11 protein-coding genes and 1 tRNA gene are annotated in these 12,479 nt (G+C 67.0%); all 12 read left to right on the forward strand.

Annotation, left to right across the window (positions count from 1 at the left end; genetic code table 11):
- Positions 1 to 77: 77 nt before the first annotated feature.
- Entirely contained in the window at positions 78 to 1,325 is a 1,248-nt protein-coding gene (locus tag ACFUTX_RS14205) for an extracellular solute-binding protein (protein WP_378865920.1), read from the forward strand.
- Positions 1,326 to 1,420: 95 nt separating this feature from the next.
- Complete coding sequence (locus ACFUTX_RS14210; RefSeq protein WP_378865923.1) at positions 1,421 to 3,016, forward strand: ABC transporter permease subunit; 1,596 nt, start codon at positions 1,421 to 1,423, stop codon at positions 3,014 to 3,016.
- The gene (locus tag ACFUTX_RS14215; RefSeq protein ID WP_378865926.1) at positions 3,016 to 4,023 is read left to right on the forward strand and encodes a sugar ABC transporter permease; all 1,008 of its coding nucleotides are present in this window, start codon (positions 3,016 to 3,018) and stop codon (positions 4,021 to 4,023) included. The genes ACFUTX_RS14210 and ACFUTX_RS14215 overlap by 1 nt, the downstream gene beginning before the upstream one ends.
- A gap of 129 nt (positions 4,024 to 4,152) precedes the next feature.
- Positions 4,153 to 6,123 carry a glycoside hydrolase family 13 protein gene (locus ACFUTX_RS14220; protein WP_378865928.1) on the forward strand — a complete coding sequence of 657 codons (1,971 nt, stop codon included), beginning with the start codon at positions 4,153 to 4,155 and terminating at the stop codon, positions 6,121 to 6,123.
- On the forward strand, positions 6,120 to 6,905 hold the full coding sequence (locus tag ACFUTX_RS14225; protein WP_378865931.1) for a hypothetical protein: 786 nt from the start codon (positions 6,120 to 6,122) through the stop codon (positions 6,903 to 6,905). Before ACFUTX_RS14220 ends, ACFUTX_RS14225 begins: the two co-directional genes overlap by 4 nt.
- A gap of 276 nt (positions 6,906 to 7,181) precedes the next feature.
- The gene (locus ACFUTX_RS14230; RefSeq protein WP_378865934.1) at positions 7,182 to 7,682 is read left to right on the forward strand and encodes an FBP domain-containing protein; all 501 of its coding nucleotides are present in this window, start codon (positions 7,182 to 7,184) and stop codon (positions 7,680 to 7,682) included.
- A complete protein-coding gene (locus ACFUTX_RS14235; protein ID WP_378865937.1) occupies positions 7,679 to 8,593 on the forward strand; it encodes a PfkB family carbohydrate kinase in 915 nt (304 codons plus the stop codon). The genes ACFUTX_RS14230 and ACFUTX_RS14235 overlap by 4 nt, the downstream gene beginning before the upstream one ends.
- Before the next feature lie 97 nt (positions 8,594 to 8,690).
- Positions 8,691 to 8,775 (forward strand) — tRNA-Tyr (locus tag ACFUTX_RS14240).
- A gap of 657 nt (positions 8,776 to 9,432) precedes the next feature.
- Positions 9,433 to 10,116, forward strand: coding sequence for a LuxR C-terminal-related transcriptional regulator (locus tag ACFUTX_RS14245; RefSeq protein WP_378865940.1), 684 nt, complete (start codon positions 9,433 to 9,435; stop codon positions 10,114 to 10,116).
- 179 nt (positions 10,117 to 10,295) lie between these two features.
- Complete coding sequence (locus ACFUTX_RS14250; protein ID WP_378865943.1) at positions 10,296 to 10,481, forward strand: hypothetical protein; 186 nt, start codon at positions 10,296 to 10,298, stop codon at positions 10,479 to 10,481.
- Positions 10,482 to 10,568: 87 nt separating this feature from the next.
- The gene (locus ACFUTX_RS14255) at positions 10,569 to 11,072 is read left to right on the forward strand and encodes a PH domain-containing protein (protein ID WP_378866003.1); all 504 of its coding nucleotides are present in this window, start codon (positions 10,569 to 10,571) and stop codon (positions 11,070 to 11,072) included.
- Positions 11,059 to 12,471, forward strand: coding sequence for a PH domain-containing protein (locus ACFUTX_RS14260; protein ID WP_378865946.1), 1,413 nt, complete (start codon positions 11,059 to 11,061; stop codon positions 12,469 to 12,471). Before ACFUTX_RS14255 ends, ACFUTX_RS14260 begins: the two co-directional genes overlap by 14 nt.
- Positions 12,472 to 12,479: the final 8 nt, after the last annotated feature.

The raw sequence follows: 12,479 nt of genomic DNA on the forward strand, positions 1-12,479 counted from the left end.
GGAAGAACGGCCTTCAACGGTGCCCGCGCCGGCCGAGGCCGGTCTGATCCAACAGCACTTCAGAGAGGCACACACCGATGAAGGTGAACAAGAAGAGCGTGCTCGGCTTCGGCGCGCTCATCGCCGGTGGAGCGCTCGTTCTCTCCGGCTGCGCGAGCGGCGGCGGAGACAACGGCGGCGACAGCGGCAACGAGAACGCAGACACGACGCCCATCACCGTCTGGGTCGACATCGAGCGCAAGCCCGCCCTCGAAGACGTCGCGGCATCCTTCACGGAGGAGACCGGCGTCGAGGTCAAGCTCGTGACCAAGGACTTCGCCACGGTCGACCAGGACTTCATCAGCCAGGTCCCCACCGGCAAGGGCCCCGACGTGATCGTCAGCCCCCACGACAAGCTCGGCGCCTACGTGTCGGCCGGTGTCGTGGCCCCGCTCGAGCTCGGCGACGTCGCCGACGGCTTCGCCGAGGCGGCGCTCCAGGCCATGACGTACGACGGCAAGGTCTACGGCGTCCCCTACTCGATCGAGAACGTGGCGCTCGTGCGCAACACCGACCTCGTGGCCGAGCCCGCCGAGTCGTTCGACGACGTCATCGCCAACGGCCGTGCCGCCGGCACCGAGTACCCCTTCCTCGTGGGCCTCTCGCCCGAGCAGGGCGACCCGTACCACCTCTACCCGCTGCAGACCTCGTTCGGCTCGCAGGTGTTCGCGCAGAACGCCGACGGCTCGTACGACGCATCGCAGCTGGTCCTCGGCGACGAGGCCGGTGTCGAGTTCGCGACCGCGCTCAAGCAGTGGGGCGCCGAGGGCATCCTCAACGCCAACATCGACGGTGACCGCGCCCGCGAGTTCTTCATCGCCGGCAAGTCGCCCTACTACCTCACGGGTCCGTGGAACATCCCCGCGATCTCCGAGGCCGGCATCAACTACGCCATCGACCCGCTCCCTAGCGCCGGTGGCGAAGAAGCCCGTCCGTTCGTCGGCGTCAACGGCTTCTTCCTGTCGAGCAAGTCGGAGAACGCGCTGGCCGCGACCGACTTCATCGTCAACTACCTCAGCACCGAGGACGCTCAGCTCAGCCTCTTCGAGGTGGGCGGCCGCCCGCCGGCACTGATCTCGGCCTACGAGACCGCTGCCGCCGACGACCCCGACGTGCAGGCGTTCGGCGAGATCGGTCAGACCGGCGCTCCGATGCCCGCGATCCCCGAGATGGGTGCCGTGTGGTCGGACTGGGGCAACGCCGAGCTGCAGCTCATCAAGGGCGAGGGTGACCCCGCGCAGGTCTGGCAGACCGCCGCGGAGAACATCCAGTCCAAGATCGGCTGACGACTCCCTCTGGCAGGGCGGGTGGGGCCCCTTGCGGCTCCACCCGCCTTTCCCTCATCTGTACCCTGACCCTGCGAAGAAGGAGCGTCGCTTCGATGGCCGACCTCAAGACCGCTGCGCCCGCGACCGCCGCACCCAGCCGCTGGGGCGACGATCCGTTCCAGACCCCGAAGCGGCGCTTCACCTCCGGCGGGCTCGTGGCGCTCGCCGTCAAGGTGATCCTCCTCGGCATCATCGACGCCCTCACCGTCTTCGGCGTGTGGGTCCTCATCGCGAAGGGCGACTGGGTCGCCGCGATCGCCCTTGCGCTCGTCGTCATCGGCGTCAACTACATCTACCTGCGCGCCGGGCTCCTCCCGGGCAAGTACCTGACGCCGGGCCTCATCTTCCTGGCGATCTTCCAGATCTTCGTCATCATCTACACCGGCTACATCGCCTTCACGAACGCCGGCGACGCGCATAACAGCACCAAAGAAGATGCTGTCGCGCAGATCATTCGCACGTCGCAGGAGCGCGTGCCCGACTCGCCCACGTACACCGTCGAGGTCTACAAGCAGGCCGACCAGTTCGGTCTGCTGGTCGCCGAGCCGGGCGGCGGCACGTCGTTCGGCACGAACGAGCAGCCGCTTCAGGATGCTTCGGCCGCGCCGAGCGGCTGGGAGCAGTTGAACCTCAACCAGGTCATCCGCTTCCAGGACGAGGTGCTCGCGCTCAACGTGCCCGTCTCGGACGACCTCAACGACGGCACCCTGCGGACGTCCGACGGACGCACCGCCTTCGTGTTCACGTCGGCGCTCGAGTACGACGAGGCGGCCGACACCTTCACCGACACCGAGACCGGGGTGGTGTACTCCGACGACGGCGAGGGCAACTTCCGCGCCGAGAACGGCGAGACCCTCACCCCGGGCTGGCGCGTCTGGATCGGGTGGGAGAACTTCGCGAACGTCTTCACCAACGAGCAGATCCGCGACCCTCTCCTCCGCGTGACCATCTGGACCTTCGCGTTCGCTGCCCTGTCGACCCTCGCCTGCTTCGTGCTCGGCATGTTCGTCGCGATCGTCCTGAACCACCCCACGCTCCGCGGCCGCAAGATCTACCGCATCCTGGTGATCCTGCCCTACGCCTTCCCGGCGTACCTGACGGGTCTCGTGTGGGCGGGCATGCTCAACGAGGAGTTCGGCTTCATCAACGAGGTCCTCCTCGGCGGGGCGCAGATCCCGTGGCTCGGCGAGCCGTGGCTGGCGAGATTCAGCGTCATCTTCGTCAACATGTGGCTCGGCTACGGGTACATGTTCCTCGTCTGCACGGGTGCGCTGCAGTCGCTCCCCGACGACATCGTCGAGGCCGGCAAGGTCGACGGAGCCAGCGCGTGGCGCATCTTCCGCTCGATCAAGCTGCCGTTGCTGTTCGTCGCCGTCGCGCCCCTGCTGATCGCGACCTTCGCGTACAACTTCAACAACTTCGGCGTCATCTACATGCTGACCCGAGGCAATCCCCGCTTCACCGATACGACCCTCGACGTCGGCGCCACCGACATCATGATCACGATGGTCTACAAGGTGGCGTTCGGCGGTGGCGGCGGGCGAGACCTCGGCCTGGCGTCGGCACTGTCGATCCTGATCTTCATCGTCGTCACGATCGTCGCGGTCGTGAGCTTCCGGCGGACCAAGGCTCTGGAGGACATCCACTGATGAGCGACGAAACGACCGAAGCCCCTCGCGGGCGTTCCGCCGCGGGAAGCGCGGCACTCGGCGCCTTCTCCGGTGGCGCGATCATCGAAGGCGAGATCTATGGCAAGGCGCTCGCCCAGGAGCACCGCCCGGTCACCCCGCCCCGGAACAAGCAGTCGTTCGGGCGCTGGTTCGTCGACAAGGGGTGGAGGCACCTGGTCGCGTGGGTGGTCATCATCTTCGCGCTGCTGCCGCTCCTCTACATCCTGTCGGCGTCGCTCAACCCGATCGGCACCCTGACCGGCTCGAACCAGCTGTTCTCGCAGTTCTCGACCCGAAACTACGAGCGGCTCTTCAACGACCCGTCGATCCCGTACGGCGCGTGGTACGTGAACTCGCTGATCATCGCGATCGTCACCAGCGTCGCCACGGTGTTCCTGTGCGCCCTCGGCGCGTACGCGTTCTCGCGGATGCGGTTCACCGGGCGCCGCTTCGGCCTGGCGACGCTGCTGGTGCTGCAGATGTTCCCGCAGCTGCTGGCGATCACCGCGATCTTCCTGCTGATGATCCAGATCGGCGACGTGTTCCCCGCGATCGGCCTCGGCACCCACGCCGGCCTCATCATCGTGTACCTGGGTGGGGCGCTCGGCGTGAACGTGTTCCTCATGTACGGCTTCTTCAACACGATCCCGCCGGCACTCGACGAGGCGGCGAAGATCGACGGCGCCGGGCACGCCCGCGTGTTCTTCACGATCATCCTGCCGCTGGTCACGCCGATCCTCGTGGTCGTCGGCCTGCTCGTGTTCATCGGGACGATCGGCGAGTTCGCCATCGCGAGCGTCATCCTGACCGACCCGAACACGCAGACGGTCGCGATCGGCCTGTTCCAGCTGGTGTCGGGCTTCCAGTCGCAGAACTGGGGGATCTTCTCGGCGGGCGCGATCCTCGCGGCCTTGCCGGTGATGTTGATCTTCTTCCTGTCGCAGCGCTACATTTCGAGCGGTCTCACCTCGGGCAGCGTGAAGTAAACGGATGCCGCGGGCCGCGGCATCCGGAATCGAAACCACCAAACAACTCAAGGGCTCTGTCATGGCCTCGGGCCGTGCAACCACGTCGCATCCGGCGGCGCGCGCTGCCGACCCACCGAAAGGCCTGTCATGACCCTCGCTCCCCATCACGACGGCTCGGCACTGTACGTGTCGGACCAGGCGCCCGCGCTCGGCGATCTCGTGCTCGTGCGGCTGCGCGTGCCGCACGGCTACGGCCCGCTCGCGGCGGTGCGCACCCGGTCGAACCCCGACCACGAGCCGGAGTGGTCCGACGCCACTCTGCTCGGCACGCACGACGGGTGGGACTGGTGGGAGGCGCCGGTCGCCGTGCGCAACCCGCGGCACGGGTACCGATGGCTGCTGCAGCACGAGGACGGCACGGTGGAGTGGCTGAACCAGGCGGGGCTGCACCGCATCGAGACGGTGGACGCCGACGACTTCGCGCTCGTGGCGTACCCGGCACCGCCCGCGTGGCTCACCGAGTCGGTGATGTACCAGGTCTTCCCCGACCGGTTCGCGCGATCGGCCCACGCCGACGAGCACCCGACGCCGGAGTGGGCCATCCCCGCCGAGTGGACCGACCCGGTGGAGCCGGTCATGCCGGCGCGCTCGCAGCAGTTCTACGGCGGCGACCTGCACGGAGTGATCGAGAAGCTCGACCATCTGACGGCGCTCGGCGTGAACCTGCTGTATCTGACGCCGATCTTCCCCGCCGAGTCGAACCACCGCTACGACGCGGGCAGCTTCGACCGCGTCGACCCGCTGCTCGGCGGGGACGACACCTACATCGCGCTCATCGAGGCGGCGCATGCCCGCGGCATCCGGGTCATCGGCGATCTCACGAGCAACCATTCCGGTGACAGTCACGAGTGGTTCCGCGCGGCGTTCGGCCACCCTGGTGCGCCGGAGGAGGAGTTCTACTACTTCACCGACGACGGCAACACCGAGTACGTGTCGTGGCTCGGCTACGCGAGTCTGCCGAAGTTCGACTGGTCGTCGGACGCGTTGCGCCGCCGCTTCATCACCGGCGAGGACTCGGTGGTCGCCAAGTGGCTGAAGCCGCCGTACCGTATCGACGGCTGGCGCATCGACGTGGCGAACATGACCGGCCGCCTCGGTGCCGTCGACCTCAACGCCGACGTGCGGCAGCTGCTGCGCGAGACGATGCTGCGGATCAACCCCGACGCGATCCTGCTCGGCGAGTCGACCAACGACGCGACCAGCGACCTGCAGGGCGACGGCTGGCACGGCGCGATGACGTACCCCGGATTCACCCGGCCGCTGTGGGGGTGGCTGAGCGAGCCGAGCGACGTGCCGTACCGCGACGTCGACGGTGTCGAAGTGACCGCGCCCTGGTTCTTCGGGCAGCCGATCGGCGGCATCCCGCGCTACACCGCACGGCAGTTCGCCGACACGGTGACGCGGTTCACCGCGGGCATCCCGTGGCGGGTGCGGCTCGGCAACATGCAGCCCCTCGACACGCACGACACCGCCCGGTTCGCGACTCACGCCGCTCCGGGGGCGATGCCGGTGGCCGTCGGCCTCTCGCTGACGATGCCCGGGCTGCCGGTCGTCTATGCCGGCGACGAGTTCGGACTGCCCGGCGTCGACGGCGAGTCGAGCCGCACCCCGATGCCGTGGGGCACCGAAGACGAGCCCGCGGTGGCCGAGCGCATCGCGCTGTACCGCGACCTCATCGCGGTGCGGCGTGCGCACCCCGCCCTGCAGTCGGGCGGCTTCCGCTGGCTGCACGTCGACGACGAGACGGTGGTGTTCGTGCGCGAGACCGCGGACGAGACGATCCTCGTGCTGGCGACGAGGGGCGATGCGGATGCCGCGATCCCGGCCGGTTCCGTCGCGGGTGCCGCGTCCGCTCAGGCGCTGTTCGGCGACGCCACACTCGCGGTGGCCGACGACGGCGCCGTGCTGATCTCGGCCGACGGTCCCGCGTTCGCGGTGTGGAGCCTCCCCGGCGTGAGCGCGCCGGCCGCGGCATCCGTCCCCGTGACGGCGGAGGTGTCGCGCGGCGTCGTCGACGGCGCGGAGGTCACCCCCGCCGACGAGGTGAAGTCGTCGTGACGTCGCCCGAAAAGTTCGACGAGCTCAGCGCGGGGCTGGCTGGCGGCGTGCGCGAGCGGGACGGGCTGATCGGACTCGCGATGCTCGGATCGGCGTCGGACGAGGCATCCGCTCGCCGTGACGAATGGTCCGACCACGACTTCTTCGCGATCACCGAAGCCGGGCGGGGTCGCGAGATCCGCCCCGACCTGACCTGGCTGCCCGACCACGACCGGCTGGTGCTGACCGCGCGGGAGGGCGAGATCGGGTTCGCGGCGGTGTACGACGACGGACACGTGTTCGAGTTCGCGTTCTCGGATGCCGCGGAACTCGAGGGCGCGCTCGCCGGTGACGCGACGGTCGTCGTCGACGACGCGGCAGGGACCACGGCCAGGCTGATCGCGGAGTCGCGGGCGCGGGCGGCTGCGGGGGACCGGTTCGACCCGGCGAACGACGTGCGGCTCGTGCTGGTCAAGCTGCTGATCGGCGTGGGGCGCGTGCGACGGGGCGAGGTGCTGAACGGCGGGCAGTTCATCCGGCAGTGGGCTGTGCAGCTGCTGGTGCGGGCGATCCGTGGCCGGTTCACGGAGTCGTCGACGTCGGTGCGGGACACGATTGACCCGGTGCGCCGGTTCGAGCGGGACTTCCCCGAGTGGGGTGCGCGGATCGCCGACGCCGTCGAGCGCCCGGTTGAGGAAGCGGCTCGTGCGCTGTTCGCTCTGACCCGGGAGATCCTCGAGCCCGGCTGGGACGAGTTCCCGACCGCCGCCGCCGACGCCGTCAAGCGCCGCCTCGGCTGGTGAGGGGGCCCTCCCCGCAGATCGAGTGCCCGCGCCGCGGGTGACCCCGTCCCGCAGATCGAGTGCCCGCGCAGCGGGTCACCCCTTCCCGCAGATCGAGTGCCCGCGCAGCGGGTGTATCGAGATCCCCCCGCGCACAACGCCGGAAAAGTGCTGCGTCACGGATGCCTCGGCCCCGCGGCATCCGCAATCTTGCACTTCTCCGCATTTCGGCTCGGATCCCTCGTTTGGGTATCGAGTTCCCCCGCGGTTCGTAGACTGGGGGCGCGAGGAGGTGCCATGCGCCCACTGACCGAAGAAGACGTGCGTTCGTCTTTCGTGAACGCCTCACCTGAAGAGCTGCGGATCGTCGCCCTGCCGACCGATTTCCTGCTCGCCGACTGGGATCATCTCGACTTCTTCGCCTGGCGCGATCCGCGCACCCGCGGCCGCGGGTACGTGATCGCTGAGGTGGAGGGCGAGCCGCGCGGCGTGGTCCTGCGGGCGGCCGACGGCACGTCGAGTGCGAGGTCGGCGATGTGCAACCTGTGCCACACCATGCAGCCCGCCGATCAGGTCGCGCTGTTCACGGCCCGCAAGGCAGGGTCGGCCGGTGAGCACGGTGACAGCGTCGGAACGTACATCTGCACCGATCTCTCCTGCCACGAGAACGTGCGGCTGGCGATGCCGCTGGCGCCGAACGAGGTGCGGGCGAGCGTCGATCTGCGCATCGACGGCACGAGGCGCCGCACCGAGGCCTTCGTCGGCCGCGTGCTCGAGACGGCGGGGAGCCGCCGATGACCCGGGTCGTGGTGGTGGGGGATGCCCTCATCGATGAGCTGCGCGACGACACCGGTGTGCGGGAGTTCGTGGGAGGAGCGGCGCTCAACGTCGCGGTCGGGCTGTCGCGGCTCGGCATCCCGTCGACGCTGATCGCGATGGTGGGCGACGACGAGCCCGGCGCGCACATCCGCACGTACCTCGATGACTACGGCGTCGACCTCATCGCCACGGACTCTCCGCACGGCACGGCCCGGGCCGTCAGCACCCGCAGCGGCGGCGGCGAGCCCGAATACGTCTTCAATGAAGCGGCCCAGCGGCGCCGCATCCGTTACGGCGATGCGGAACGGCAGGCGATGACGGATGCCGCGCTCGTCGTCGTCAGCTGCGTGGCGTTCGACGACACCGACCAGACCGTCGAGCTGTCTGATGCCATCGCGTCATCCGGCACGCGGTGGGCGATCGACCCGAACCCCCGGGCGGGCATGATGCACGACAAGGCGGAGTTCGCGCGCGGATTCGCTTCGCTCGCTACGGGTGCGGCGCTGGTGAAGGTCGGCGACGACGATGCAAACCTGCTCTACGGGGAGCGGCTCGACGCGCTGCGTGCGCGGCTGATCGACCTCGGTGTCGAAGCCGTGCTGGCGACCGAGGGTGCGGGCGGCGCGACGATCGAGGCCGGCGAGGTCGTGGTCACGCGTCCGATCTCGGCGCTTCCCGGTCGGATCGTCGACACGATGGGCGCGGGGGATGCGGCGTTCGCCGCGACGATCGCGGCGCTCGTCGAGAAGCAGCCGGCGAGCGAGGAGGAGTGGGGTGAGGCGCTGCAGTCGGCGATGGATGTCGCGGCCGCGACCTGCCGGTTCGAGGGCGCGCTGCTGCGCACGCCGTCGGCGCTCGAGGGCCTCGATCTCGACCGCATCGGCACTTGATCCGCGGTCGGTGGCGCGGATTTCGAGCATGGCCCGATACGGCGTAAGATGAGTGATCGCGCCTCCGGTCGTCTGGAAAAGTCGGACGGGTGCGCCTGGCGAGTTACCCAAGCGGCCAAAGGGATCTGACTGTAAATCAGCCGTCTTAGACTTCGGGGGTTCGAATCCCTCACTCGCCACCAGATGCGCAAAGGGCTCCGCGAAGCGGGGCCCTTTGCGCATCTATCGAGCGCTGGGGATTCGGGGAGGAGCCCCGCGTAGCGGAGCGACGGAGTCCCTCACTCGCCACCATGTGAAAGGAGCGCCGCCCCAACGGGGTGGCGCTCCTTTCACCTATCGAGCCGTTGGGGATTCGGGGAGGACCGAGCGCAGCGAAGCGACGGAGTCCCTCACTCGCCACCAGATGTGCAAAGGGCTCCGCGAAGCGGGGCCCTTGTACGCATCTACCGTGATTCAGGACGAGCAAGTGAAGCGAACCCCGGGAGTCCAGACGTCGCGCTCCATACGTATCCCTTTTCCTCGGGGCACGTCAGGAGGGTCCCCTGCCACTTAGTTTTGTGTAGGAACCGATGGGTACGGCACTGAGTCCGTTTGCGTAGCTACTGAATTCGTCGCGTAACGCTACTGCAATTCGCCCTTCGCGCCGGTTGGAGCCCCGAGCCGTCCTACTGTCGTGGACACCTGCGTGCGCCCGCGCCGGGTGCCCACGACGAGAGGTGGATTGACATTGCATGGTGAGACCACGGTCGGAGTCTTGCTTGGCGGAGCGACCTCGATCCGTTCACGGGTCGGCGTCAACGGTGAGAAGGTAGCGTACCGCGCCGCTTCGAGGCAGATGAATGGACTCTGACACCAAAGTCGTCGTGGTCGGGGCGGAGCCGCTCGTGAATGCCGCCCTAGGGCGTCTCTTGAGCGAGCAGTTCGCTGTCAGCACTGTCCCGGCTGATCGGCGCCGCGAAGCCGATGGCCAGCCTGAGCGGGCGGAGTACCAAGCCGCGGTCGCCGTTGTCGATGTTGCCCAAAGCGGACCACCCGGAACCCATTACATTGCCGAACTCCGCCGGGCGGCCCCGCATTGCTCGGTTGTCGCCATTGTCAGTCTCAGCACAGCAGAGGAGGTGGCAGACCTCTTCGCCGCCGGGGCGAGCGGCGTCGTATCCCGCGATGCGGCGCCGGATGAGCTTGTCCGTGCTGTCCGGGAGGTAGCCACCGGGCACGCGTTCGCTTCCCGGTCCGCGCTCCAAGCAGTTCTCACTCGGCTGGCCCCGGCGCCGACGGGCACCCTGTCGCCGCACAAGGCCCTGCTCGAAGCTCTTACTGATCGCGAGCGGACCGCCGTCGCATTGCTTGTTCGAGGGCTCACGAATCAGGAGATCGCCACCGCCATGTACGTCTCCCCGAGCACAGTCAAAGTCCACTTGGGGAGCGTCATGGCCAAGTGGGGAGTACGGGATCGACTACAGGTAGCTCTTCGGGCCTTGGGGGTCGAGGTTTCGATTGAAGGTTTGATTAGTGGTCCATGAGGGAGGCGATGGCTGCATTTCAGCCAGAATTCGTTCTACATCTGGTCCGTTTTATCGGCCACTTGTTGGCCGGTTCTGGCCAAGCGGGCGAAGCGGCGTTCCAAACGTAATTCCTAGCGTTGCGGGACGCTGTGCCAATTCCATCGGCGCGGCGTTTTCGCGAACGGAAGGAAAATGCTGTGGCTGCAGTCCTCAAATTCATCGCTTGGGTAGCCGGTCAAGTCTGGCGTTGGGGCGCTTGGGTTGTCGCTCAGGTGGCTGCATGGGCGAAGGCAAATTGGTTCAAGGTTCAGAAGTGGCTGGAACGCGGGGTGGCCTGGGGCACCATCGTGCAATGGATCTTGCAAGCCTTGGGGCTCGCCTAACTGAGCCGTCTGCGCGCGGATGGCCGAGAGCTTCAACGAGTCGGTCGTCCGCGCGCCTCGGAATGGGGCGGAGGTGGTGAAGGAGTGATGGTGCAGGAAAGAGGCGACTCGGGGTTCAACTGTCGAGGAGCCTTGTCAGAGCAGGCCTACCGCTACCTCAACATCCGCTCGGTGGTCGAGGTGATCACCCTGACCGCCCTCGCCCTCGTGAGCGGTGTCGTCTTCGCGCCTGGGTCCTGGTTGTTGCCGCTCTTCGCGCTGTCCGCTGCCCTCTGCGCGGTCGGATTGTTGATGGAGGTTCCCCTCCTCAATCGCCTGGAGGTACGTCACACGTCATTCATCATTGCGAACGGCGCCGTATGCATACGTCGTGGCCGCCTCATTCGCCGGGAAATCGTGATCAATAGTGAGCAGTTACTTAATGTGTCGATTCTGCACGGACCACTTCTTAGGCGAATGGGATTGGTGAAAGTCAAGTTCACCACCATCGCATACGTCGAACCGTTCGGGCCAATTCCACTGTCCGATGCGCTGAGAATGCGCGCGAACGCGCTACGGATGCCGGAGGGTGCATTCGATGAGCAGCATTGAAAAGCCACGCCGACTCTCAGGCGCCTCGATTCCCGCGTATTGGTTGCATAATGCGCCAGGCATTGTCGGGCTACTCGGTGCTCTCTGGGCTTATTCGACGGATAGCGGACTGTGGCCGGGCTCGTGGGCCGTCGTTCCGATTGGCCTTCTCTTGACCGTCCGGCTGGGGCATCCATTGCTCGCGTGGGCAACGGTGCGGTTTGACCTCGACGCCGAGGCCCTCTGGCTCAGAACGGGCATGATTCTGGTATCAACCCGGACTATTCCATGGGCCACGGTCCGGGTGGTGGAGAGACACCAACCTTGGGCTTATCGGATATTCGGGCTGGTTGTGGTTTCCCTGCGGGCTGGTGCTAGCGAAGATGCGCGTTGCACGTTGGTCGGAGTTGCCGACGGTGCAGTCGATCTGATTTCGTCCAAGGCGGAACATGCGTCGCCCATGCTTGCGGCAATCCCGAACACTCAGGACGTCGTCTATCGCGCGCGGCGAAGTGAGTTGCTTACCGGAACCGTGACGCACGGGCAGTTCATCCTCGTGGCTGCCGGCGCCTCTGCTGCCGCATCTGATTCTCTTCGCAGCTTAGGACTGCTGGATGGCCTCCTCATCGAGGCGGGTAAGGCTCCCATCGTTTGGGCGATTGCCGCTGCAAGCATGTCGGTCGCCGCATCTATCACCATCACGCTGATGCGGTACCACCGCTTTGAGGTGACTCGGACTGTTGACCGGGTGACGATCTCCTACGGGTGGTTTGGACGTTTCGAGCGCACGTTGAGCTCCAGCGCCATCGTCGGCGTCCGGATCGAGCGAAATCTCGCTGAAATGGCGATGGATCGCGTTCGAGTCTCCCTGTACTCGGGGGACACCGCCGAACGTGTCTCGAGAAACCTCGTGCTTCCCTCACTTCCTCGGACGGCGGCCGCGCGCATAGTCAGCGGTCTTTTGCCTGCCCTGTCCGGTACGGCGGTCCTGGAAACGAGTGGGCGTAGCTCTCTGTGCCGGGCACTCCTGATGAACCTCGCCACTGTCGCGGTGGCCGTTGGCACCTTCATGCTCGTTTTTTCGCTGTGGCCATTCGCCATTGGTGTGGCGGTACTCTTCGGGGTCACAAGCGGAGTCCTGGCTCGTGTGCTATCGACGCTGGTCTCCGCCCGCCTGGGTACAGAGGCTGGTAGCTTCCGGCTCCGCGTGCGCGGCTTAACGGAGCGCGAGGATGTGGTGCGCAGTGACGCGATCCACCTAGTCGCCCTGTTTAAGCTCGGTCGCCAACCGCTGGTTATCCGTGCGCACTACTTCGCCGGCGTCGCGCAAGTCCTGACTGCGATCACGTCGGCCAGTGCCGTGAACGACATCGGACCAGCATTGCTGCGGCCAGAACGATCCACCGGGCCTCGCCCGTGAGGACGGAG

This window comes from Microbacterium sp. NPDC057407, from assembly GCF_042803895.1.
Classification (GTDB): Bacteria; Actinomycetota; Actinomycetes; order Actinomycetales; family Microbacteriaceae; genus Microbacterium.

Bases quoted from the DNA above. Each gene is read 5' to 3' on its own strand.
- ACFUTX_RS14205 (WP_378865920.1), top strand. From the start codon at position 78: ATGAAGGTGAACAAGAAGAGCGTGCTCGGCTTCGGCGCGCTCATCGCC.
- ACFUTX_RS14210 (WP_378865923.1), top strand. From the start codon at position 1,421: ATGGCCGACCTCAAGACCGCTGCGCCCGCGACCGCCGCACCCAGCCGC.
- ACFUTX_RS14215 (WP_378865926.1), top strand. From the start codon at position 3,016: ATGAGCGACGAAACGACCGAAGCCCCTCGCGGGCGTTCCGCCGCGGGA.
- ACFUTX_RS14220 (WP_378865928.1), top strand. From the start codon at position 4,153: ATGACCCTCGCTCCCCATCACGACGGCTCGGCACTGTACGTGTCGGAC.
- ACFUTX_RS14230 (WP_378865934.1), top strand. From the start codon at position 7,182: ATGCGCCCACTGACCGAAGAAGACGTGCGTTCGTCTTTCGTGAACGCC.
- ACFUTX_RS14235 (WP_378865937.1), top strand. From the start codon at position 7,679: ATGACCCGGGTCGTGGTGGTGGGGGATGCCCTCATCGATGAGCTGCGC.
- ACFUTX_RS14245 (WP_378865940.1), top strand. From the start codon at position 9,433: ATGGACTCTGACACCAAAGTCGTCGTGGTCGGGGCGGAGCCGCTCGTG.
- ACFUTX_RS14255 (WP_378866003.1), top strand. From the start codon at position 10,569: ATGGTGCAGGAAAGAGGCGACTCGGGGTTCAACTGTCGAGGAGCCTTG.
- ACFUTX_RS14260 (WP_378865946.1), top strand. From the start codon at position 11,059: ATGAGCAGCATTGAAAAGCCACGCCGACTCTCAGGCGCCTCGATTCCC.